This window comes from Nostoc sp. EspVER01, from assembly GCF_034530635.1.
Classification (GTDB): Bacteria; Cyanobacteriota; Cyanobacteriia; order Cyanobacteriales; family Nostocaceae; genus Nostoc.
The window spans coordinates 90,799-113,014 of sequence record NZ_JAVRCS010000016.1; the positions used below are offsets into that span (position 1 = coordinate 90,799).

General features: G+C 40.5%; 21 protein-coding genes. 9 read left to right on the top strand and 12 right to left on the bottom strand.

Annotated elements, in window-relative coordinates; all coding sequences use genetic code 11:
- Positions 1 to 23 precede the first annotated feature (23 nt).
- Positions 24 to 1,331 (bottom strand): mannosyltransferase family protein, encoded by a 1,308-nt coding sequence (locus RMX69_RS15930; RefSeq protein ID WP_289796433.1) that lies wholly within the window; start codon positions 1,329 to 1,331, stop codon positions 24 to 26.
- Positions 1,332 to 1,832: 501 nt separating this feature from the next.
- On the opposite strand from RMX69_RS15930, the gene dxr reads away from it, so the two are divergent.
- Complete coding sequence (gene dxr, locus RMX69_RS15935) at positions 1,833 to 3,029, top strand: 1-deoxy-D-xylulose-5-phosphate reductoisomerase (RefSeq protein WP_289796434.1); 1,197 nt, start codon at positions 1,833 to 1,835, stop codon at positions 3,027 to 3,029.
- Between the two features lie 390 nt (positions 3,030 to 3,419).
- On the opposite strand, the gene RMX69_RS15940 is transcribed toward dxr, so the two are convergent.
- Positions 3,420 to 3,650 (bottom strand): type II toxin-antitoxin system HicB family antitoxin, encoded by a 231-nt coding sequence (locus RMX69_RS15940; RefSeq protein WP_096575287.1) that lies wholly within the window; start codon positions 3,648 to 3,650, stop codon positions 3,420 to 3,422.
- Positions 3,647 to 3,895, bottom strand: a complete 249-nt coding sequence (locus RMX69_RS15945; protein WP_096728755.1) for a type II toxin-antitoxin system HicA family toxin — start codon at positions 3,893 to 3,895, stop codon at positions 3,647 to 3,649. The genes RMX69_RS15940 and RMX69_RS15945 overlap by 4 nt, the downstream gene beginning before the upstream one ends.
- Positions 3,896 to 4,357: 462 nt before the next feature.
- On the opposite strand from RMX69_RS15945, the gene RMX69_RS15950 reads away from it, so the two are divergent.
- Positions 4,358 to 4,633, top strand: a complete 276-nt coding sequence (locus tag RMX69_RS15950; protein WP_322638006.1) for a BrnT family toxin — start codon at positions 4,358 to 4,360, stop codon at positions 4,631 to 4,633.
- The gene (locus RMX69_RS15955) at positions 4,617 to 4,883 is read left to right on the top strand and encodes a BrnA antitoxin family protein (RefSeq protein ID WP_322638007.1); all 267 of its coding nucleotides are present in this window, start codon (positions 4,617 to 4,619) and stop codon (positions 4,881 to 4,883) included. Before RMX69_RS15950 ends, RMX69_RS15955 begins: the two co-directional genes overlap by 17 nt.
- 118 nt (positions 4,884 to 5,001) lie before the next feature.
- Here the strand turns inward: RMX69_RS15955 and RMX69_RS15960 are convergent, their stop codons facing one another.
- The 3 genes from RMX69_RS15960 to RMX69_RS15970 all read right to left on the bottom strand — a co-directional run bounded on the left by RMX69_RS15960 (position 5,002) and on the right by RMX69_RS15970 (position 9,622).
- Complete coding sequence (locus RMX69_RS15960) at positions 5,002 to 5,397, bottom strand: type II toxin-antitoxin system VapC family toxin (RefSeq protein ID WP_289796437.1); 396 nt, start codon at positions 5,395 to 5,397, stop codon at positions 5,002 to 5,004.
- Entirely contained in the window at positions 5,394 to 5,804 is a 411-nt protein-coding gene (locus RMX69_RS15965; RefSeq protein WP_322638008.1) for a hypothetical protein, read from the bottom strand. Before RMX69_RS15965 ends, RMX69_RS15960 begins: the two co-directional genes overlap by 4 nt.
- A 77-nt stretch (positions 5,805 to 5,881) precedes the next feature.
- Entirely contained in the window at positions 5,882 to 9,622 is a 3,741-nt protein-coding gene (locus RMX69_RS15970) for an AAA-like domain-containing protein (RefSeq protein ID WP_322638009.1), read from the bottom strand.
- Between the two features lie 170 nt (positions 9,623 to 9,792).
- On the opposite strand from RMX69_RS15970, the gene RMX69_RS15975 reads away from it, so the two are divergent.
- From RMX69_RS15975 to RMX69_RS15985, 3 genes are all read left to right on the top strand, one after another.
- Positions 9,793 to 11,142 carry an AAA-like domain-containing protein gene (locus RMX69_RS15975; RefSeq protein WP_322638010.1) on the top strand — a complete coding sequence of 450 codons (1,350 nt, stop codon included), beginning with the start codon at positions 9,793 to 9,795 and terminating at the stop codon, positions 11,140 to 11,142.
- Between the two features lie 63 nt (positions 11,143 to 11,205).
- Complete coding sequence (locus tag RMX69_RS15980; protein WP_322638011.1) at positions 11,206 to 11,868, top strand: hypothetical protein; 663 nt, start codon at positions 11,206 to 11,208, stop codon at positions 11,866 to 11,868.
- Positions 11,869 to 12,286: 418 nt separating this feature from the next.
- Positions 12,287 to 12,484, top strand: a complete 198-nt coding sequence (locus tag RMX69_RS15985) for a hypothetical protein (protein WP_251956093.1) — start codon at positions 12,287 to 12,289, stop codon at positions 12,482 to 12,484.
- 66 nt (positions 12,485 to 12,550) lie between these two features.
- Here the strand turns inward: RMX69_RS15985 and RMX69_RS15990 are convergent, their stop codons facing one another.
- Entirely contained in the window at positions 12,551 to 13,051 is a 501-nt protein-coding gene (locus tag RMX69_RS15990) for an acyl-CoA thioesterase (RefSeq protein ID WP_289796443.1), read from the bottom strand.
- 116 nt (positions 13,052 to 13,167) lie between these two features.
- Here RMX69_RS15990 and RMX69_RS15995 point away from each other — a divergent pair, with 116 nt between their 5' ends.
- Positions 13,168 to 15,237 carry a CHAT domain-containing protein gene (locus RMX69_RS15995; protein WP_322638012.1) on the top strand — a complete coding sequence of 690 codons (2,070 nt, stop codon included), beginning with the start codon at positions 13,168 to 13,170 and terminating at the stop codon, positions 15,235 to 15,237.
- Positions 15,238 to 15,510: 273 nt separating this feature from the next.
- On the opposite strand, the gene RMX69_RS16000 is transcribed toward RMX69_RS15995, so the two are convergent.
- The 3 genes from RMX69_RS16000 to RMX69_RS16010 form a co-directional block, all read right to left on the bottom strand.
- The gene (locus RMX69_RS16000) at positions 15,511 to 15,855 is read right to left on the bottom strand and encodes a DUF1815 family protein (protein WP_289796445.1); all 345 of its coding nucleotides are present in this window, start codon (positions 15,853 to 15,855) and stop codon (positions 15,511 to 15,513) included.
- Between the two features lie 1,033 nt (positions 15,856 to 16,888).
- Entirely contained in the window at positions 16,889 to 17,104 is a 216-nt protein-coding gene (locus RMX69_RS16005) for a DUF2839 domain-containing protein (RefSeq protein WP_289796446.1), read from the bottom strand.
- A gap of 166 nt (positions 17,105 to 17,270) precedes the next feature.
- Positions 17,271 to 18,851: an ATP-dependent DNA helicase gene (locus RMX69_RS16010; RefSeq protein WP_322638013.1), complete on the bottom strand. Its 1,581-nt coding sequence runs from the start codon at positions 18,849 to 18,851 to the stop codon at positions 17,271 to 17,273.
- A 132-nt stretch (positions 18,852 to 18,983) separates the two neighbouring features.
- Here RMX69_RS16010 and RMX69_RS16015 point away from each other — a divergent pair, with 132 nt between their 5' ends.
- Positions 18,984 to 19,946 (top strand): M48 family metallopeptidase, encoded by a 963-nt coding sequence (locus tag RMX69_RS16015; RefSeq protein WP_289796448.1) that lies wholly within the window; start codon positions 18,984 to 18,986, stop codon positions 19,944 to 19,946.
- Positions 19,947 to 20,034: 88 nt separating this feature from the next.
- Here the strand turns inward: RMX69_RS16015 and RMX69_RS16020 are convergent, their stop codons facing one another.
- Together RMX69_RS16020 and RMX69_RS16025 are read right to left on the bottom strand one after the other, a co-directional pair.
- Positions 20,035 to 20,910, bottom strand: a complete 876-nt coding sequence (locus tag RMX69_RS16020; protein ID WP_322638014.1) for a type II CAAX endopeptidase family protein — start codon at positions 20,908 to 20,910, stop codon at positions 20,035 to 20,037.
- 148 nt (positions 20,911 to 21,058) lie between these two features.
- On the bottom strand, positions 21,059 to 21,496 hold the full coding sequence (locus tag RMX69_RS16025; RefSeq protein ID WP_289796450.1) for an AbrB family transcriptional regulator: 438 nt from the start codon (positions 21,494 to 21,496) through the stop codon (positions 21,059 to 21,061).
- A gap of 148 nt (positions 21,497 to 21,644) precedes the next feature.
- Between RMX69_RS16025 and RMX69_RS16030 the strand changes: the two genes are divergently transcribed.
- Entirely contained in the window at positions 21,645 to 21,806 is a 162-nt protein-coding gene (locus tag RMX69_RS16030) for a hypothetical protein (RefSeq protein WP_289796451.1), read from the top strand.
- Positions 21,807 to 22,216 lie beyond the last annotated feature (410 nt).

A 22,216-nucleotide genomic window follows, 5' to 3' on the forward strand; every position in this document is an offset into this window, starting at 1 on the left:
TACAAATATATGGATCAAACCTTTTAACCAACCCAGTGGTCTTGGGCAAATCCTACAGCTATTTTGGCTAGTAGTGTCACAAAAGCGCCCAATATTAAATATCCTTGACGAGGATGGTGAGATAGCAGCACACCAATTGCTATGTTCAAAGGCACAATACCGTAGGCGAGACGGCTCAAGGAAATAGTGCCTCCAGAGGCCAACAGTAAACCAATACCACAAAAGCCATAAATAACTGTAACTGGGGTCAGTTGCGTGTGTAAGCGCCACAACACATAGCCACCACCTAAGACCATGAACAAGTTGAGGAAGTTATTGATCCACTGTTCGCTTGCCAGAATCAACAAAAATAAGACTAAACCATAAAACCCATAAAATAATTTTACAGAACTAAAACGTTGACGGAAATGCCATAAAAGATAGCCACTGGCAACAATCACGCCAAATAACAAGAGATACCAGGGGTCTTGAATTGCACCAGAGGAGTTTTGAACCCAGCCAAATTGCCAATTTTTACTACCAACGGCAATTTGCATGAACATATTTAACCAACCCTGCCAATCAAACCCTAGAGTTGGTCGCCATCCCCGCTGTGCTTCGATAAAAGCGAAAGGGTTGCCAAAATAAATCGCACAATACAAACTGAATAGAAGTATGCCAATAGCAGTAGTCAAAGCAGCTATATAGGCAATGGGTGGTCGGCGTTCTTTCCAGGCTGCGATCGCCAGTGCTGGAATTAGTGCCATACCTGTAGGACGTGTTGCTGTCGCCATCGCCCCCCAAAGGGCAGTCCAGCCATACTGTTTTTGATCAAATGCCCGCAAAGTCGCCGTACTCAAAAACAAATACAGCCCCTCTGTGTAAATCACTCCCGTAAACATCGAAGCTGGATACAAAGAAAGCACAGCAGTTACCCATTGCGCTGCATTGATGTCATAATGCTCCTTAACCCAAAAGTACAAACAGTAAAGCGCTGCAAAAAATGCCAAATTGTTGACTAAGGTGCCTGCCAATTCAAACGGTAAGCCCAACTTCATCAAAACCCAGATACTTAAGGGAAATAGGGGGAAGAAGGCTAGATTATGCTGCTTGCCGTCATTCACAAATTCATAACCAGAAGTTGCGATCGCACGGTAATGTATACTATCCCAGGCATCAAAAACTCCCCAGCTAAAACTAGGCAAAAATTCCTCTGTTGCTAACGGTAGCTTTGGCGCAACCAGCAACATAGCTGTCCAAATAAATATTCGGCTGGCAAGCCATATTGCTGCTGGAAACAGGAAATCATTTTTCCATAAAGCTTTTTTTATAACTATCTGAACTTTGACCATAAGGTTGAGTGCTTCAACAAACTCCTTTATATATCCTTTTAACTATGGCTGTAACACAGCGATTTATGAGTAAAATCTTGCATATTAAATCCTCCATCAAAATAATTAACAAACTGTACAGATTAAAAATTACTTAAAAGTGTTCCCTACTTGGTTAATTTTGTCAATTTTGTCGGAATTTATCTTTAAAAGTATAGTATTTATAAATACAAATTTTGTCTATATATATGAGAATTTGTCATTTGTAGGACTTACGCAATAACTCTCTGAAACTCTTATTTCTCCGTGTCCTCTGCGCCCTCTGTGGTTCGTTTTTTCATGATTTTGCGTAAGTCCTGATTTGTTATTTGTCAATAGTCATTAGTTAGTGATCCTCTCCCTTGTCCCCCTTGTCCCTCATCTCCCCTCTCGTGGAGTCAGTGTATCGATTATAGTGATTGCTGTTATTAAAGAGTCCCCAGCAATTTATAGTGGGAGTTGTCTGTAAATCCTTAAGCAATTGTGAAAGCGATTACTCTCGTTGGTTCCACTGGTTCTATTGGTACTCAGACTTTAGATATTGTCACTCAGTACCCAGATCAGTTTCGGATTGTGGGATTGGCGGCTGGGAGCAATGTCGAAATGTTGGCTGCTCAAATTCGGCAGTTTCGACCGGAAATAGCAGCCATTTGCTCAGAAGCTAAATTACCCGCGCTCAAAGAAGCACTCATTGACCTTGATCCCCAACCGATTCTATTGGCAGGTGACGCCGGAGTGATAGAAGTCGCCCGTTACGGGGATTCCCAAACCGTGGTAACTGGGATTGTTGGTTGCGCTGGTTTGCTACCGACGATCGCAGCGATTGAAGCTGGTAAAGATATTGCCTTAGCAAACAAAGAAACTCTCATTGCTGGGGCCCCTGTGGTTCTACCCCTAGTCGAAAAACATGGTGTAAAATTACTCCCAGCCGATTCCGAACATTCCGCAATCTTTCAATGCCTCCAAGGTGTTCCCAAAGATGGCTTGCGGAAAATTTTGCTCACCGCATCTGGTGGGGCTTTCCGCGACTGGGATGTAGAAAAGTTAGCAGATGTAACCGTTGCTGATGCTCTCAAGCATCCTAATTGGTCGATGGGACGGAAAATCACAGTAGACTCTGCTACTTTGATGAATAAAGGACTGGAAGTAATCGAAGCTCACTTCCTGTTTGGGTTGGATTATGACAATATCGAAATTGTCATTCATCCCCAGAGTATTATTCACTCGCTGATTGAACTGCAAGATACTTCCGTTTTAGCCCAACTCGGTTGGCCGGATATGCGCTTACCTTTGCTGTATGCTCTATCTTGGCCCGATCGCATCTACACCAACTGGGAACGACTAGATTTAGTCAAAGCTGGAAACTTAACCTTCCGCGAACCAGATCACCAAAAGTATCCTTGTATGCAGTTAGCTTATGCTGTGGGTAAAGCTGGTGGTTCGATGCCAGCTGTTTTAAATGCCGCCAATGAGCAAGCTGTAGCTTTATTTTTAGATGAAAAAATTCGCTTTTTAGATATTCCTCGGTGTATCGAATGGGTGTGCGATCGCCATCAAAATGATAACCGTACAAATCCCTCTTTAGATGACATTTTGGCAGCAGATAAATGGGCAAGACAAGAAGTTTTAATAGCGACTGAAAAGTTAGAAAATCAATCGCGGATAATTTCTTTGCGATAAAAACCTTTAATTGAGATACCCAAAAGGCAGATTTTCTAGCTCTTGACCAATTATTGTTTAGCCTTCAGCCTAATGCTGAAGGCTAACGATCAAATATTATACTTTCCCAATATCAAAAACCCGCGTAGCCTTAAGGCTTGTCGTCAGACATCGCACTTTCCAAACTTCAACAAAAATGCGAATTGACAAGTCAGCGCTTCGCTATCGCACTTCTCCAAAATCACAAATGCGATAACTTCTCTACGAGACGCTACGCGAACGTTAAGCTGCGCTAACGCACTTTCCAACAAACCCAACAAACGCGATAACTTCTCTACGAGACGCTACGCGAACTTTAAGCTGCGCCAACGCACTTCCCCAACTACAATAAATGCGTAGCCCCCACTTAACTTACGCAACTTGCAACGGTTTTTTAGGAAGCATTCTCGGTTCTGGTAGTGGTTTGTTTTCCTCTTTCAACATTTCCACAAAAGTCTCAATTACTTCCTGACCATTTTTTGCTGCTTCTTCATAAGTCCTACCATGCGTATGAAATTGTTGCCAGGGGAACTCAGGTAAGTGTACTAAAAAAAGTCTATCTTCCTCCGACCATTGAATTACCATGCTGTAGTGATAGTTCATTCTTCTGGCTCCTGTTTTGCTTCGTTTTCCGTGTTTTCCATTTCTTGCAGTTTTTTCAGCACCCGTTGGATGTTTTTTTCTAAATATAACGGAGCATCATCGCCGTCTTTACCTGGTATGGTCAGGGGTTCTTCGGGTAACAACGGATGCTTCCAATATGTATGACTTCCTTTACCTCTTCCTGGTTGAAGAATATAGCCAACTTTTGACACCATTGCTTTCAACTCTCTTACTTTTTTCGGCATTACTCCTCACCGCCAACTTCTCATTTATTTTCTCTGCTTAAAAGCCAAAAATCCCAGATTAATTGTTAGTATTTTAGATGTTATATCCTTGCATGAGTGGTTGTGGCGGTAAGCAAAACTCTGTTTTAGGCGATAACTTCTCTACGAGACGCTGCGCGAACGTTAAGCTGCGCTAACGCACTTTCCAAAAAAACAAAAGGCGATCGCCATCCACAAACCCAACAAATGCGATCGCACTTCCCCAACATCACAAAAGCGATCGCACTTCCCCTACATCACAAAAGCGATCGCCATCCACAAACCCAACAAATGCGATAACTTCTCTACGAGACGCTACGCGAACGTTAAGCTGCGCTAACGCACTTCCCCAACATCACAAATGCGATCGCGTCTATGCACTTCATCCGAAAGTCAAAGTCCGTGTAGTATAGCAAAGGTAAATATTTTTGGTATATACTATAAATGCGTTTTGAGTGGGACGACAACAAAGCCGAATCAAATTTTTTGAAACACGGTATTCAATTCGAGGAAGCTGTAACAGTTTTTGCCGACCCTTATCTTCTGTTTACGGAAGACTCTATTCATTCTCAGGGAGAAGAAAGAGAATTGGCGATTGGTGAAATAGAAGATGGGTCAATTGTTGTAGTTGTTTTTACCATGCGAGGTGAGCAAATAAGGATAATTAGTGCAAGAAGAGCTACAAAAAAGGAGTGTCAACAATATGAGTCAGGAATCTGAGTTTCCTTTTGAGAGAGCAAGACGAGTTACACCAGAAGAAAACCAAATATTCAGAGATGCGATCGCAGATCAGTTTGGGGTTACACTCAGGAAGCGTGGACGACCGGCTAAGGATGAAGAGGAAAAGTATGAGCCGATTTCTATCAGATTTCATCCTAAAATCATAGCCTGGGCGAAAGAAGAGGCAGAAAAACGAGGGGTAGGCTATCAAACGGTTATCAATGAAGCACTATTGGAGAAAATAGGCTGAAACTTAGCGATCGCACTTCATCTCATCAACAATAAATGCGATCGCACTGCCCAAAAACCAAAACGCATAGCCCAAAACCAAAACACGTAGCCGTAATGCTTGTCGTTAGACATCGCACTTACCAAAGTGTTTTGACGTGTGGATAGTTGAGAATTTTTTGATCGCAGGTCATAAGTTCTATATTGCGGCGGTAGGCGATCGCAACAATAATACGATCAGCTGGGTCTTTGTGGAAGTCGCCGGGTAATTGGGTGCTGGCGATTGCATCTAGTGGATCGAGTGGTTCTATGGTAATTCCAGGTCGAGTTTTTGCAAGTGCGAACCATTCATTGACGGTAAGGGGAAGTGGTAGTTTCCCATTACTATGCTTGACTGCGATTTCCCAAACAGAAATGGCAGAAACGATGAGGGCATTTTGATTTTCGCCTATGGTTAATAAGGTACGTCCACGCTCAGAAAGCTGTTCTGGAGTATGGAGCCACCAAAGCCAAATGTGGGTGTCTAGCAAAATCATTGTCCCAAAGCATCCCATAATTCAGGCATGGGTTCGTCAAAATCTGGAGGAATTGTCACGGGGATTTTGCGTAGGGGATGCTGAGGAGTGCGATCGCAGGTTAAATCAAATTCGTCAGGGGTTCGGGATGGCTGTGATGATGGCACTGTCAGGCTTTGAGCCAAAAGTTGAAGGATGCGAATCCTTTCTGCTAAGTCGAGGCTGAGGAGTTGTTGCTCTAGTTCTTGATTGCTCATAACTTTGCGCCTAATGACTGTGTTACTTATTTTAGCGGAACTCTCCAATCCGTCTGATGACAGGTAGTGCGTAGCCGTAAGGCTTGTCGTCAGACATCGCACTCCCATCAACCCTAATAAAGGCGATCGCACCTTCCCAAAATCACAAAGGCGATCACACTTCCCCAACATCACAAATGCGATCGCACTTTCTCATCAACCCAATAAATGCGATCGCACTTCCCCCATACCACAAATGTGTAGTGTGGCTATTTATTATCAGGGCAAATTTCTTTTCGCATCTCAGGATGAGTAGCAAGGTAATCATCCAACCACTTACAACCTCGCTCTAACATTTTTTCTAAATTATCAACTACAAACAAACGTATCATCCCATCATTACATGCAGCAGCAAGCATCTTGCCATCAGGACTAAAACTCATCCAGTTAATATCATTTCGAGTTCTGTTATCTAAACCATATCTAGTTTTTAATTTGCTATTATTTTGACCTAACTTAAATTCACCAACTTGCCTTCCGTTGAGGTTCCACAACTTGATTGTGCTATCAATTCCTGATGTTGCAACTATCTTGCCATTAGGACTAAATTCCACAGTTTTAACTAAACCTTGATATGGTTTGAATTCGGCGAGTTTCTCTCCAGATAGTTTCCACAACAAAACTGTGCCGTAATCTTTATCTTCTTCATCTATGATGGTAGTAGCAATTACTGCATTTTCAAAATCATTACTAATATCCATCACTGATTGCTTCTTCGGTACTTTAAATTCACCTACTTTTTCTCCTGATAATTTCCAAAACTGCACTATCTTATATTCATATAGCTTCTTGCTATTTTTATCTGCACCTAAAGTATCACCAACAACGATTATTTGTTTGCCATCATCACTAAAACTCATCCTGGCTGCCAAAAATTCAATCTTAAACTCATTAATAATGTTTCCTGATAAATCTCTTAACTGTACTGTTTGATTATTATCTTTATCTATTCCTGGTGTCACAAGTCGCTTACTATCGGGACTAAAACTTATATAATTACCATAAATCATGCTTACATGATACTGAAACTCTGTTATTTTTTTTAATGACTGTGTTGCCAAATCCCATAAAGTCAATTTGATAAAGTTCAAACCTTTTGGTTCTGCTGTAGCGATGAACTTACCATCAGGACTAAAACTTGCAGAATCGACAAAATTTTCAGGCGGTTTAAGTTCGTGAATTTTTTGTCCATCTAAAGTCCATATCCTCATCATTCCATCTTCAGTTGTTGCAATGAACTTACCATCAGGACTAAAGCTTACATTGTCAACAATTTGTGGATTAAACATAAAATCGACAATTCTATCAGTAAGCAAGTCAAATTCGTTTGTTGTCTTTGTTCCTGATAAATTAAACAACCTTACCATATCATCATTTCCGGCTGTGGCAAGTTGCTTACCATCGGGACTAAAAGTTGTACTGGTAAGAAGATTTGGACTAACTTTTAATTCACTTAGTTGTTGTCCAGATAAATTCCAGAAGCGCACCTTACCATCACCTCCTCCAGTTACAATTTGTTGACCGTCAGGGCTAAAATTCACACTAAATATACTGTTAAGTCCTCCTTTTAATTCTGCTATTTGCTGCCCAGATAAATTCCATAACCGTGCTGTGTTATCGCTACTGGCAGTTGCAACTAAATCACTATTAAAACTAAAAGTAACATCATTCACTACGTTCTTATGCCCTTGAAATTCGGCAAGCTTTTGTCCAGAAAGATTCCATAAGCGTGCTGTTTTATCATTACTGGCAGTTGCAATTAATTGACCATTTGGACTAAAACTGACGCTATTAATAATATCTGTATGACCTTTAAATTCAGCTTTTTTTTCTCCTGACAAGTCCCATAAAAATGCTTCATTCTCTTCTTGAGATGCAGTAGCAAGTAGCTTGCCATCTGGACTAAAACTGACGCTACCTGCAATATCGGAATGTGCTTTAAACTCCTTAAATTTCACAAGCTTTTGCCCGGATATTTTCAGTAACACTATTGAGCCGTCATTGTGTGCTGCTGCAATTTGGTTGCTGTTAGGACTAAAACTCACACTATAAAAAATGCAACTACTACCATCACATTTTGTACCACCTGGTTTTTTGCCATGAAACTCAGCAAGCTTTTTCCCTTTACTATCCCATAGAGCTACTGTATCTCCTGCTGTTGCAAAATACTGACTATTAGGACTAAATGATACTTGCTGACGTGCAAAAAGTACGGAATTTTTAAACTGGTTACGTTCTTTAATATTAACTAAGATACTTCGTAAAGCTAGCATTGGATTTAGAGCCGGATATTTTTCTAAAGGGCGACCATCGCTGACTTGCTGTTGTAGTTTTCGAGCAATTTCCATCGCTCTTAGCATTCCTCCCAGTGGGTCATTTTCAAATTGCTGTTGTACAAGCGCACCGTTTAATTCCAAATCTGCTGCTATTTGTGTTTCTCGCGCAATGTTAAACCATATCCCTGCTATGATTGTCATGATAATTAATCCGAATGCCCCAATCAGCAATACCCGTCTTGTTCTTTTTTGTAATTTGGTTAGCCGTTTATTTACTAGCTTTTCTTCAATAAGTGTATTTTCAATATTTTGTTGTGTTTGTAGTAAACGCTGTTTGGCTTTCTTCTCTTGCTCTAAAGCCTGATTTTGTCTCTCTTCCGTTTCCACAACCTTCTGATTTAACTCGGTTTCCACACTCGCAGACAAAAACCGATAATCAGTATCGCTTAATCTCCTTCCATCAGTCCAAAGACGAGCCTTTTCTAAATCTTCCCCCCGCAATAAATAGGACTCATCCTGATATTCACTCTCTTCCCAAGCCTTTAAATTATTAGCATAAAAACGTAATTTACCTAACTCATTATCAACCCAACTTAAATCAAAAACATTCGCATAAATTTGGTTATAAACTCTCAATCTTCCCTGCTGTTCCACCACCAAACCAGTCAACCGTAACCTCATCTCTTCGAGACTACGATCAACATTAATCTCACGCTGCTGCAAAATTTGCTGATATAAACCCAACAAACCCACAGCAATTTGCTCCTTAGCAAGCATCCTATCCCGAATAGTTTTTAAATGCTGTTGCTCATCCTCCGCTTCCCAATTATCAATAATTCCACTCCTCACCACCTCTTCCACCCATTTTTCTCCCCTCCTCGCTAGCAAATTGGGGTTTTTCAAATCCCGAATTAACAAATTACAAACCTTCTGTGTCAATAAAGGCTGTCCCCCCGTCCAAGCCAAAACCTCTCGCATCAAAGCTTGAGGATTCTCCACCTTCCCCTCTAACCCCTTTGCTAAAGGTGCAATTTCATCTAATTTAAAACCATAAAGTTGAATCGCTGTACCAATATTAAACGGCGTTCTTTCCTCATCTTTAATTAAATCTGAAGGTGTTGCTACCCCAACTAAAGCAAAAGTCAAACGTCTATATTCAGCTTTAAAAGAGCGTCTTTGATAGCAACTTCTAATCAAAGCAAAAAAATCATCCGCCGGAAACTCCAAGCGAAGGATACTATCGATTTCATCGAGAAAAATCACAATATTTTGGCTAATATTTGGCAGTAACAACTCATCAAAAAGTTTCGCCAAACGTCGCACCGGAGCAATTTCGATAGATTTGTCCCACCACACAACCAAATCTTCTGGTTCAACAAAATTAAGTTCAGTCAACAGGCTATCAACAATACTTGCATACCACTGCTCAAGGCTGATATCCTGACTACCCAATCCCGAAATATCAATCACAGCACAAGCAAAACCATCAGCTTGTAACTGTTTCATCGTCCGCACCAACAAACTCGTTTTTCCCATCTGTCGGGAGTTAAAAACATAACAAAGCTCACCTGCCCTCAATCCGTAATAAAGGTCAGAATCCGCTTGCCGTGTTACATAGCTGGGAGCATCTTCTCCTAAACTGCCACCAACTTTATACTCGTAGTCTCCAGTCATAATTTAATTTCCAATAGATAACAATTACATGGATGCCTATCTTGAGTTTAATTTCGAGAATATTGAGTACGTATTGAGTTTTTATTGAGTTGCTATTGAGTTGTAATTGACTTTACCAAATAAACACTTATCCTGTAATGTAAATTGCATAGTTTTTTTATAACCCAGCTATGCCACGCGGAATTAGAGTTCGTACAGAGTGCATTACCCTTGTCAAGCAAAGGATGAGAGAAAAAGGCTTTGCCCGTCAAATCGATTTAGCTGAGAGAATCGATCGCAAACAATCAACAGCTTACAATTTCCTTAATGGAAAACCAGTTGACTATCTCAACTTTTTAGAATTTTGCAATGTATTAGATTTTGAAGTCAAGGAAATTGCCGATTTTGAAGTACTCGCAGATACATATACACAAAAACCCCAAAAAATAGAAAAAATAAATAATTCTCCATCATTTTCTCCTTCCTTACTCTCTACTTGCGAACTTGAATATCCAGAAGGGGAAGTAGCATTAGACTCTCCCTTTTATGTAGAACGTCCTCCCATAGAACAGCGTTGTTACGAAGAAATCAAAAAACCAGGTTTCCTAATTCGCATCAAAGCACCGCAGCAGATGGGTAAATCTTCACTCCTAGCGCGGATTCTGCATCAATCAGAAAATCAAGGAAATATAACAGTAGCTATCGATTTTCAGCTAGCAGAAGAGGAGTTTTTCTCCGACTTAAATAAATTTCTGCGCTGGTTTTGCGATACCGTCACCGAAGCAGTTGCGGGAAATAATCGAGAATTACTCGAAAAATTGCTGCAACAACTCGATGAGCATTGGAAATCGGGACAGCGCTTTGGCTATATGAAAACTTGTAAAAATTACTTTGAGCGCTATTTATTTCCAGAAATCAATCAACCGTTAGTTTTAGGCTTAGAAACAGTCGATAGATTATTTGAATATCCCAAAATCTACAGAGATTTTTTTGGATTATTACGCGCTTTACATGAAGAAGCCAAACGTCGAGATATCTGGAAAAAACTTCGGTTGGTGTTAGTATATTCCACTGAAGCTTATGTACCAGTAGATATCAACCAATCACCATTTAACGTTGGCTTGGCAGTGGAATTACTAGAATTTAGCCACGAACAAGTAAAGGATTTAGCCCAACGGCATCAACTCAATTGGAGCGATATAGAGGTAGAAAAGTTGACAGGATTGGTGGGAGGGCATCCATTTTTAGTGCGTTTAGCTCTGTATCAAATTGCTCGGCAAGAAATCAATTTAGCCGAATTTTTGCAAACCGCAGCCACAGCAGAAGGCATTTATAGTAAACATCTGCAACGCCTAGAATCTATTTTGCAGCAACAACCAGAATTATGGGATGCAATGCAAGAGGTTGCTTATAGTAGTAGTCCAGTACATTTGCCCAATGTTATAAGATTTAAATTATATAGTCTAGGACTAGTAAAGTTACAAGGTGATCAAGTAACGCCGAGATGTGAGTTATACCGTCAATATTTTCGCAGTCATTAAAAAGACTATTTAACTAAATTAACTCAATTACAACGCAAGTTTGTACTCAAGTATCAGTTGTAGATGATGGAATTGTCCACTTCAACAGGCAATTCAATGTTACAAATCATCAAGTCCAACAAATTACTTCTAGCAGCTTTGGTTTTGGTATCAGCAACAACATTCAATAGTCCTAAAGTTGATGCAAGAAATAGCCAGAATCTAAATCTAACCCAATTACCGACATCAAGTGAGATTTGCGATGCGTGCAGCATCGAAGGTATCGCACCAGCACCAGAATGGAAAAAATTCTCTCCAGATGAAGGTAAATTCTCTATTCTCATGCCCGGTGAGCAAATTTCAGACATGACACCAGATAATAGCGAGATGCATGAAGGTGTTGAGTCTACAAAAATGTATCTGAGTACTAATGAAACAAATGTGTTTATGGTTAGCTATGCTGACTTTAACAATGATGTGACTCAGATTCCTTCAAGTGAATTATTGGATTCTGCTCTACAAGCAATGTTAAAGGATGGGAAAAAATTACTAAGTCAGGAAAATATTACTCTAGGTGCATATCCGGGCATAGAAATGAAGCTGTGGGATGAAAAAGAAGGAATTTTTATGACGGGTAGAGTTTTTATTGTTAATCAACGGTTGTATATACTCTTCGTTGGAAGCGATAAAAATCCTCAAGTCAGTGATGTCAGAAAGTTTTTTGAATCCTTCGAGTTGATACAGTAATTATCTTACTAGTTGCTGAATAGATTTTTTTAGCAACTATTAGGACTCCTGTCTGATTTCTGAACAAAATTTCAAATGAAACCCTGATACAACAGCCTTTCAGTCTCAGGATGTTTTCAAAAATCAAATCGGAGTCCTAATCTAACTCTCGTATCTTGTGATTATTGATACAAAAATTTCAAAAAAGTCTTTCCAGTAATTCTGCCAACTTGCCAAATAAGTTGCCTTTTACCCGAATAATTGGATCATTTTCAGCTAATATGGCATTGGCACAGTTAGACAAAAATCTTAGCTTTAGTATCTATTCCAAATTAGGTCTAATAGCTTTAGCAATAGTAGTTTTGACTTTAGATAAAAATTTCCCCTTTCTGAATCGGCCCACTCTCAAACAAGGGCAATTATTAAGGAATTAATATATATGATTATTACGTTGATTATAGCTTGGATAATCTTCATAATATTATGGAAATTGTTGAAAGCAACCGTGAGTACTGCATTAACTCTTGCGGCAATCCTTGTTTTATTAAATATTAGTTTTGGCATTACTCCCCAAGATATTTGGCATTATGTAACGCAGTTTGCTCAAAATCTGTCGCAGATCCAAACTGGAAAGTAACAATCTATACTTCACTTTTACTAATGAAAGGTGAAGTATAAAATATGAAATGACAACCTTTCTTGGTCAATCATTATTTAATGCTGAAATCTTGGCTAAGGCATCCTTAAAACTCGGCGGCAACTGACGCATAATCTTGCCTCTTTCGCGATCTAAAGCCACTAATGTCACCTTAGCCGTAACGTATAATTCTTGTCCATCAGTTGAGACAATGGCATAATCCCAATTGATGCGGACACCTGTCACCTCAGCCATGCGGGTTTTTACTACCACTGCCATACCCAATTGAATTGAACGGTGATAGCGCACTGACAGTTCTACAACTGGTAAATCACAACCTATAGCAACTAAATCAGCAAATTCAATCCCTATAGATCGCAAACATTCAATCCGCGCTTCTTCCATCCAAGCTAGATAGGAACCGTGCCAGACAAGACCGGCATAGTCTGTGTGGTGGGGTTGCACTCTGACAGGATATTCAAACCAATTCCCAAACTCGTGACTGGATGGATTGTCAAGGGCGCTGGTTGGTGGCAATTTTGGTCGGCTGGGTTTTTCTTCTGACATCTTCAAATTTCTCAGTGCCTATAAATTTTCCAAATTATTGAATAGCATAAAAATTAATTGCGTTGCCGGACTTATTGATTTAATATTTACCTTCCGAGCATAGGGAGTGTTTTGTTATGCAGCCTAATCTCCGGCATGTGAGTGTTGTTACTTTATCTCTACTTAGCTTACTAGGTTTTGGGATGGCATACCCAGACAATAACCAGGTAAATACAAATGCAAGGTTGAGGTACGAATCTGGAGAAAAAGCTCAAGCTTTACCCAAGAATAATGAACTCTCAGAAATTGCAAGGCTCAATGAAGAAGCTATCAAAGAATCTCGTCAAGGTCAATCGCAAGAAGCGTTGCAGAAATTAGAGAAAGCATTAGCCATCAGCAGGGACTTTGGAGAGCGCTCTTGGGAAGCGGTAACATTCAACAATATTGGCAGAATCTACCAAAATCAAAAAAAGTATCCAGAAGCACTTCAATCTTATCAGCAAGCTTTATTAATTAACAAAGAACTTGGGGATCTGGTTCGACTTGGCAAAACCTACAGTAACATAGGTTACTTATTCGATATCCAAAACCAGCCAGAGTTAGCAATTTTTTTCTACAAGCATTGCTTGATTAATCGTGAGAAAGCTCGCTTGAATCCATCAGCATTGAGTGCGCCGCAACCAGATGCTTACAACATAACTGTTAGCCAGACATATCGCATTTTGGGTGAACGATTGCTCAAACAAGAACGTGTTGCTGAAGCACAAAGGACAATGGATTTACTCAAAGTTGAAGAACTAGAGGAATATCTCCAGACCGTGCCGGGTAATCAACGTACTGTCAAAGGTATTAATATAGCGGCAACAGAAAAACCAATTAAACAAAAGTTGGATCAAAGTGTGGATAATGCTGTTGTGCTGGGTAAAGAACTGACAACACTACGGAAAATTTCCCCCAAGGAGCGATCGCTCGAACAGAAACAACGCATCGAACAATTAGTCTTAAATCAACAGCAACTTCTAGATGGATTTAACCAATTTATCAATAGTCCTTCAGTGAAAGCACAGGTAGAGCAAATTAGCCGTACAGCTAGGCGGCAAAATTTGGATTTGGAGAGTCTCAACGAACTTCGAGATAATTTGGCGCGATTACCTCAAAAATCAGCACTACTCTACCCACTGATTTTAAAAGATAGTTTGGAATTGGTATTGGTAACTCCTGAATCCCCACCAATTCATCGCACCGTTGCTGTCAAGCGCGAAAACCTCTATCAAACAATTGATGCTTTCCGCCAAGCTTTAATCAATCCCAGTCGAAATATTAAAGCACCTGCACGCCAATTATATGACTGGCTCATTAAACCGATAGAGAAAGACTTGAAGCTATCAGGTACGCAAACTCTGATTTACGCTCCAGACGATCGGTTACGCTACATTCCGTTAACTGCTTTATATGATGGCAAACAATGGCTGGTGCAGCGCTTTAATCTGAATCACATTACATCGGCTAGCCTAACTAACTTAAACACCCCAAAACAATCTACTTTGCGGGTTTTAGCGGGTGCTTTTACTAAAGGTAATTATCAAATCAAAGTTGGTAATCGACAAGTTGCTTTTGCTGGCTTACCCTTTGCAACGCGGGAGGTGGAAAGTCTAGCAGCTGCGGTTCCTGAAACTACGAAACTTTTAGACGATGCCTTTACCCCCAGAGTCGCTGTACCCCAAATGGATGATTATACGATTGTCCATTTAGCGACTCATGCAGCCTTTGTGGTTGGTAAACCAGAAGATTCGTTTATTTTATTCGGGAATGGCGATCGCGTTAATTTTAGAAATGTCGCCACTTGGTCACTCCCGAATGTAGATTTGGTAGTGTTGAGCGCCTGTGAAACCGGTTTGGGAGGCAAGTTAGGTAACGGTGAGGAAATTTTGGGCTTTGGCTATCAGATGCAACAAACCGGCGCTAGAGCCGCGATCGCCTCTTTATGGTCTGTAGATGATGGTGGTACGCAAGCACTCATGAGTGCTTTTTATGGTATTCTCTCTACTGAAAATATGAGTAAAACTGAAGCTTTACGTCAAGCTCAAGTCTCATTAATTACTGGAAACTGGAAGGAAATAATTCACAATGCACCCGTAGCAGCAGTTAATGACTTTAGTCATCCGTACTATTGGGCATCCTTTATTTTAATTGGCAATGGACTTTAAGTGTATGGCATCTGACATTATAATTGCTGCTACTGCCCAGATTCACTATCGGACACCTTAGTAACGCGCAATAACGGTGATTTTGACCGCAGGAGTAGGCTGAAAATCCGGCTCATGAGATTTTGGCAGCTACAGAAAATGTGCGATGGGCTAGCTATGTCCAATCACTTAATGGTAATGGAGAAATAGGTAAGAGCGATCGCTAACTAAACCACTATTACTGATTAACAGTTACCGTTAATCAATTTCTAATTTGCTATCGATCTCTGAAACTTAATACTTCTTGGCAAGAGTTTTAGAGCCTGTATCATTTTGCATAGATTGCTTGACAAGATCGGCCAGTTCATCTAGCTGGCTAATTGCCTCCGCACCCTCTAGCTTCATTAATTCGCGGTCATCCCGCATTTCCGTCCAAGTAATGCCGTAATCGGACACTAAAAATCGAATCAGATGGTTATCACCCAAGCTAACCATAAACGATGCACTATTCATTTGGTCGCCACAGGTATAGCAGGATGCAGGATACCCACGTCGCTCTAATACAATCGCCAAGGCTTGTAGGTTCATTACCAAATCTTGGACAAATTGTCGATGTTGATGTGCTAGTCTCAGAAACACTTTTGTCCTCCAGACACCACAGTAATTTGAGTTTCTTTTATATTTTCTTTAGATTTTCTCACCCATTGGTATTGTAAACTATTCATTACAATTACCAGACAGATGATATTGAGTCGTTAATTGACTACCTTGTTTAGGGTAGTGGATCGAGGTTTTGAGAGCCGTATCAAACTATTCAGTTTGCAAATTCAAAATTTCGGACAGAATTGCTAAATTTAACTATATCTTTATACACCTCTGTCAGAGTAGATTCTTAGAGTAAGCGATCCGCTTTAAGAGTAACTTAAATTTAGCACTAGTCAACTACAGAAAAGCTACATATTTGGTTTATATTGGCTATGTGCAGTCAAATGCACTGTTATTAGACGACAGAATGTAGTTTTACATCGTTATAGTGTCTCTTGCTTAAATTTTTAATCTGTTCTCTTTTTAACGTAGATTTTGGTATATACAAATGATTAGTTATACCAAATTCGTTCCTCCCATATATGTAAAGTTAAGAAGATGACAGTGCAAATTCTAAATTAAGTAGTTGCTGGAGAATAAAAGCAACACTTTATACAAAGCCAACGTAATTAGTAAGAGAAATTTGAGTGTAGAATCGACAATGGAAAAACTTAATACTGACGATACCTAAACTCAGCAGAACAATGTTGCCATTTAGGCAATATTTACAGGTATTTTCGGATTATTTTTAAAAAGTTGTACGAACCAAAACACGATAATTTAGAAGGATTATTATCTTAGTTTGGTTTTGCCAAATTTAATGAATATATAATATATTTCGATTATCTATCCCAAGAGAGTAATTATTTTTTATTAATAACTCAGTTAACTAATTCGTAATTAGTCATAACGCTTTGTACGAGAGGCTGCGCCTAGCTTCCTTCCCATAGGGGTACGCAAGCTTGCTACCCTTGCGCTAACGTAATTTGTCATGATTGTCGAAACAGTCGCGCGTAATTGTCTTTGTTTGTGGGATTGAATTAGTTGGATATCTAGATATCCAACTAATTCAATTATGAATTCAGAATTAATAGACTACTTGCCACCAACCGAAAGCTGGGCCGATAAAACGGATTGTTGCCCATCCTACAACCATGAGACCAATGCCTATCCAAGCACCACGAGTAGTCCAAGCGACAAATTGTTCGCCTTGAGTTTTTGTGATTGGAACCCAAGACAAGATCCGAGTCTCTTGACCGTATGTTTCCCCTAGTGTGGTTTTACGACGCTTTGCTTCACCCATAATCAGCAACTCAAATTCTACTTAGGTTCTAAATTTATTTTGCCAGGAATCATGCCTACAGAAAGACAATGAATTCCATCACCTTCTATAAGCTGATAATAGTGCTTGCTTTTAGACGATCGCGCTTTGGTTGACAAAATTTAAATTGGGCATTGGTAACTGAACTTTAGGCAGAATTTTCCTCATCGGTATTGGAAAACAGACTGGGATCGAGATAGTTAATGCGTGCCAGAGGACTTAAAGCTGCGAGAATTTGAGCGCCGTAGCTGCGGTTAACTACACGACTATCAAGCAAAGCCACAATTCCTTGACTTTCTCGTACTGGAGCGATCGCCCGTTGTAATTCATTTAAAGCTGCTGGCAACAAGTATAAACGGAACCAATCTTGATGCGATCGCTTATAAAGAGCTACCCTACCAGCTACCAGAGGATTTTCTAAAGATGGTAGGGGCAAAGTAGCAATGATTAATAGATGGGGCGCTGGCAAGACTCGTTGATGTTCTCGCCAAAATTCCCAACCGCTAATCAAAATACCATTTTCATCTAAACAAGTTTTTTCTACTTGCACCCGCGAACCAAACTCTGAGGCTAGAATTGTCGCCACTTGAGCCTTTAGTGGTACATCTCCCACTAAGACAACCGTTAATCCTGGTGCTGTTGCACTTAAACAAACCAGTGTGCGGACTTTGTGAATAAATGCCGCTTGAAATTCTGGTGTGTTGGGTAGAGGCAACTTATAGGGTACATACAGTTGAATTGCTTCCGCTTGACTTTCCGAAGAGAACTTCAGGCAAGTTAAATCGTCCAAACCCAAGCGCTGGTGAAAAAGGGGAGCCTCAGTTTCCGGTTCGATAGCGCTACCAATTAAAACTACTGGTTGTCGCTGCCAAACAGGTGAAAGTATTTCTCCTAATTCCATTGGGGCGTAGTGCAAAGAAAATAAACCTTGTCGATGGGCAATAGTCGCCCAGAAGAGAGGGGGGGGAGCAGGGGGAGATGAGAGAGTAGGGGGGGAAAGATTTTCATCAAGGGTTTGAAATTGTTGCCAGAATTGTTTCCAAGGTTCTGGCAGTGTTTGTACTGACTCGAAAGCAGAATAGAGACGGCTTAAAATTTCTATTTCTGGCTGGGAAATTAGATAGCATTCATAGGGATTGGCAGGATGCTGAAAAAGTTCGTGTGTTAGTTGTATCCGTGCTTCGCGAATTGCCTCCGCTTGGTTGGGACAAGCTAGCATGAGTTGATCCCAATCATCGGGTTGAATATCTTGGGTAAGTTGATGACGCACCCAGTCTTCGAGATCGTCTACCCCATCAATAATTGTGGGGATGCCTTGGGGAAAGCGTGAGCCACCACCAGCCAATTGTCCTTTTAACCAAGCTTCTGGGGAAGTTAAGAGTAGCCCTTGGAACTCAGCATCAGGCCAAGCATCACCTGTCCTAATCGATTTATTGGTTGGTAGCCATTGCTGTAGACGGGGAATTTCCACCCGCAGTAGAAGTTGCTGCACTGTTTCTTGAGCAACAATAATTACAGGGCCATGCCACATTAGGGCTGATGCTACGAAACTAGTACGATACCGCCCTTGATAGCCACTAACTGCCCCTACTTGAATTAGGGCACTACGTCCCAGGCGCAAGGCGCGTGCTACCAACCGTGCCATCGTCAAATGATGGGGCCAGGAAGGGAACCCCGCTTGCGATCGCAAAAAGTTATGTAGTGACAAATGAACTTCTGCCTCAATCACACGCTTTCAATTCCATACAAAGTGATTTTTACTTCCAATTGCCCCATTTCTATTATCTTGTTATTTGTCATTTGTCCTTTGTCCTTTGCTAATGACCAATGACCAATGACCAATCACCCAATACCCTAAATTATGCCAACTTACACAGGAATTTCCAGCGAAGCCTTCAGGCATCCACTAGATCGCCAAGCCGAGCAAGCTTTACGAAATTTACCAGGATTTGATTTAATCGCTCGTAAATTTGTGGAATTTATCTACGAACGCCCTCAATTAGTCTATCTAATGGGTAACAGCATCCAAGTTGGGCCGCGTCAATATTCCACTATTTACCAGATGTTTCGGGAATGCGTCCGAGATTTGGACATTTACCCAGAACCAACACTGTTTGTCTCGCAAAATCCCCAAGCAAATAGCTATGCGCTGGGGCAAGAGAATCCTTATATAGTCATAAATACAGGGATACTAGACTTACTAGACGAAGCCGAGATGAGGACGGTGCTAGCCCATGAACTGGGGCATATTAAATGTGGTCATACTATTTTAATTCAAATGGCGATGTGGGCGATGAATGCTGCTTCTGCCTTGGGAGAATTGACCTTTGGCATCGGTAATATTGTCACACAAGGCTTGATTTATGCCTTTTTTGAGTGGCGGCGCAAAGCCGAGTTATCGTCAGATCGCGCTGCACTACTAGTAATGGATGACTTGAATCCTGTGATGTCAACGATGATGAAACTCTCTGGCGGTAGTAACAAATATGCCAATGAATGTAGTTTACAAGAGTTTATCAAGCAGTCAGAAAATTATCAGGCACTGGATGAAGATGGACTGAATCAGATATATAAATTCTTGATCTACAATGGCGCTCAGGGTATGATGTTGAGTCATCCTTTCCCTGTTGAACGCTTACATTACTTACGGGCGTGGGCTGTATCCGAAGAATATCAGCAAATTCGCCGAGGAAATTATCAGCGATCGCCTGCTTCCGGATCGGTAAATGTTGCAGCAGAATCTTCCGCAAGTCAAACAGAAGTTTTACGCCGTCAAATTGAAGAATTACAACGAGAAATCGACAGAATTAGAAGGAATGAGTAGTTTTTAGTACTAAGGGTGGATTTAGATCCCCGACTTCTTTGAGAAGTCGGGGATCTGGCTAGCAACTTTTTACAGAAAATTAAAATACTTAAGAGTTGAACCAGATAATTACTCCAGTTCCCAATACACAAATAATTCCCGCCAAACCCGCTAAGGGTTTTTTATTTTTACCTGTAAACCAGTCAGAGACAATACCAGTGTAAGTAATTAGTTCTGCTGTATCTATGGTAGCGATCGCCCATACCCATCCTGCGTGCAATCCCCAAGCTAAACCCAAATTACCACTGGTAGCAAAGCGTGCTAATACCAGCACCATTCCCATCAGCCATAATCCAGGAAGTTGGGGTGCAGTTTCGCGTTGCTCCCAAATCAGGTGTAACAAGGCAAAAATCAAGCTAGAAATTGCTGCTGCTACCCAAACTGGGTAATCCTGCGCTAATTCTGTGAACAGGAAACCGCGAAAAACTAACTCTTCTATCCCACCGACTAACAACGCTATCAAGAAAATTGGTAGCAAGATGGGTAGTAGTAACTTGAAATTCGACTTTTCAAAAGAACACCAACCTAACCCGAATTGCCCACCAAATACAATAGTTAGACTCAGCACTCCTAAACTAAAACCTAGTGCTAAAAAACCAAGAGTTGAAAGATTGCCAACAAAGCCGTAATCTGAAAAAGATTTATTAGTCAACCAAACAACTCCCCAGAGGATCGGGGGAGCTAATAGGTAAAGTGACACCAATAACGGCATTTTTTGCTCTGGCTGTAAAGGTTTAGGAGGTTGCCAATTAAGCAATATTGCCGATACTGTTGCTACTGGCAACCAGCAAACTATCCAGAAAAGAAAAAATGCCGTCACTATAACTAGTGGCGGTGCATTTTCTATAAACGCCAGTAAGGCGTTGACCGAAGATTCAAAGAAAGTTATCAAAATAAACAAAAAAACACGATAGACTTCTTGCATTATAGATTTCTTGCTGATTAATCAAGACTCTACTCAATTTGGTGACTTCTGCAAGGGGTCTAATCGTATTTTTTAGCTGGCTACCAGTTTGCTGTGGGGGTAAGGACAAGTTATCATCACCTGAAACTTATCCTTACCATCAGCAAATTTAGTCTTCGTCTTCCAAATCTTCGTCTGATTCGTCAGAATCTATATCTTGTGAGGTTAGTTTTTTATCGCTTTCACCTAGTTGAATTAGGTGAATATGTTTGTATCCCAGCCTAATTTCAAACTCATCTCCAGCCTTCAAGCCCATTGCTTTGGTATATGTAGCACCAATTACAATCTGACCATTTTGATGGACACTAACCCGATATGTCGGTTCACGACCACGACCATCTTTAGGTGCTTCTGGACTTAGAGGAATTCCCCTAGCAGACAGCAAAGCGTCATAAAAATCGGTGAGATTGACACGAACTTGGTTATTCTTAGTAACAGTGTAATAGCCGCACTGTTTAGCTCTTTCTCGGCGTGGTAATGTGGAAAGTTCTTTTACTTTAGCAAGTAGTGCTTTTCCAGTTAATGGCGCGGTTGCAGTTTCAGTCATTATGCTCAAATTTTCCTTACTCTCTCCAAACTGATAAATTATGTAGTCTCATGCCAGCATTTAATTTTTTAGCATTTGCATAGAGCTACTGAAGACCCTAGTGTAACGGGTGAATTCCTGCCGATAGGAGCCAAAAGCACTTCTATATATGGTTGTCTACAACCAACTAGAGGCCATAGTTGCCACAGACATTAATTTTGGTGATGTTACGGCACTTTTAACCATTATTCGCCATCAGAAAGAAAACTATTTTCTCCTTTGGCGTTACTGTAGCGGTGTAACTTTCAGCCACCTTTACAAATGGGGTTAGGTTCTACTGCAAATAAGTCGTAGACCCAAAAAATTGCAGGTTTTTCACTTTCAGTGCTTGCCTTTCTTGGCAATGAGCAAGTAGAGTTTTCTCCACTCGTCCTCTCAAGCTTAGGACAGCATAGTATTTCAATAGAGTCCTACGGGCATACACCCTTTTGTCCTACCAGTAGAGACGCGAATTTTCTTGTCTCTACATTACGAATCAACAAAGCAGTAGTAACCGCGCTGATACGGCTATTGATTCTGGTTTTGCTACTTCGTAATTTTATATTAAATACTAGCATGGACTAATAATAGCAAAATAGTTGTTTAATTTTGAATTAAAGTTGCTGGTAAATTTTTATTTAAATTCCTGGACTAAAAGAAGAAAAAAGCAGTGACGATTTTCTTAACCCTTTATTGCAAGCG

Excerpts from the sequence above, each read along its gene's own strand:
- RMX69_RS15930 (WP_289796433.1), bottom strand. The coding sequence starts at position 1,331 with ATGGTCAAAGTTCAGATAGTTATAAAAAAAGCTTTATGGAAAAATGAT.
- RMX69_RS15940 (WP_096575287.1), bottom strand. The coding sequence starts at position 3,650 with ATGAACTATCACTACAGCATGGTAATTCAATGGTCGGAGGAAGATAGA.
- RMX69_RS15945 (WP_096728755.1), bottom strand. The coding sequence starts at position 3,895 with ATGCCGAAAAAAGTAAGAGAGTTGAAAGCAATGGTGTCAAAAGTTGGC.
- RMX69_RS15950 (WP_322638006.1), top strand. The coding sequence starts at position 4,358 with ATGCGTTTTGAGTGGGACGACAACAAAGCCGAATCAAATTTTTTGAAA.
- RMX69_RS15955 (WP_322638007.1), top strand. The coding sequence starts at position 4,617 with ATGAGTCAGGAATCTGAGTTTCCTTTTGAGAGAGCAAGACGAGTTACA.
- RMX69_RS15960 (WP_289796437.1), bottom strand. The coding sequence starts at position 5,397 with ATGATTTTGCTAGACACCCACATTTGGCTTTGGTGGCTCCATACTCCA.
- RMX69_RS15965 (WP_322638008.1), bottom strand. The coding sequence starts at position 5,804 with ATGTTGGGGAAGTGTGATCGCCTTTGTGATTTTGGGAAGGTGCGATCG.
- RMX69_RS15970 (WP_322638009.1), bottom strand. The coding sequence starts at position 9,622 with ATGACTGGAGACTACGAGTATAAAGTTGGTGGCAGTTTAGGAGAAGAT.
- RMX69_RS15975 (WP_322638010.1), top strand. The coding sequence starts at position 9,793 with ATGCCACGCGGAATTAGAGTTCGTACAGAGTGCATTACCCTTGTCAAG.
- RMX69_RS15980 (WP_322638011.1), top strand. The coding sequence starts at position 11,206 with ATGATGGAATTGTCCACTTCAACAGGCAATTCAATGTTACAAATCATC.
- RMX69_RS15985 (WP_251956093.1), top strand. The coding sequence starts at position 12,287 with ATGATTATTACGTTGATTATAGCTTGGATAATCTTCATAATATTATGG.
- RMX69_RS15990 (WP_289796443.1), bottom strand. The coding sequence starts at position 13,051 with ATGTCAGAAGAAAAACCCAGCCGACCAAAATTGCCACCAACCAGCGCC.
- RMX69_RS15995 (WP_322638012.1), top strand. The coding sequence starts at position 13,168 with ATGCAGCCTAATCTCCGGCATGTGAGTGTTGTTACTTTATCTCTACTT.
- RMX69_RS16005 (WP_289796446.1), bottom strand. The coding sequence starts at position 17,104 with ATGGGTGAAGCAAAGCGTCGTAAAACCACACTAGGGGAAACATACGGT.
- RMX69_RS16015 (WP_289796448.1), top strand. The coding sequence starts at position 18,984 with ATGCCAACTTACACAGGAATTTCCAGCGAAGCCTTCAGGCATCCACTA.
- RMX69_RS16020 (WP_322638014.1), bottom strand. The coding sequence starts at position 20,910 with ATGCAAGAAGTCTATCGTGTTTTTTTGTTTATTTTGATAACTTTCTTT.
- RMX69_RS16025 (WP_289796450.1), bottom strand. The coding sequence starts at position 21,496 with ATGACTGAAACTGCAACCGCGCCATTAACTGGAAAAGCACTACTTGCT.
- RMX69_RS16030 (WP_289796451.1), top strand. The coding sequence starts at position 21,645 with ATGGTTGTCTACAACCAACTAGAGGCCATAGTTGCCACAGACATTAAT.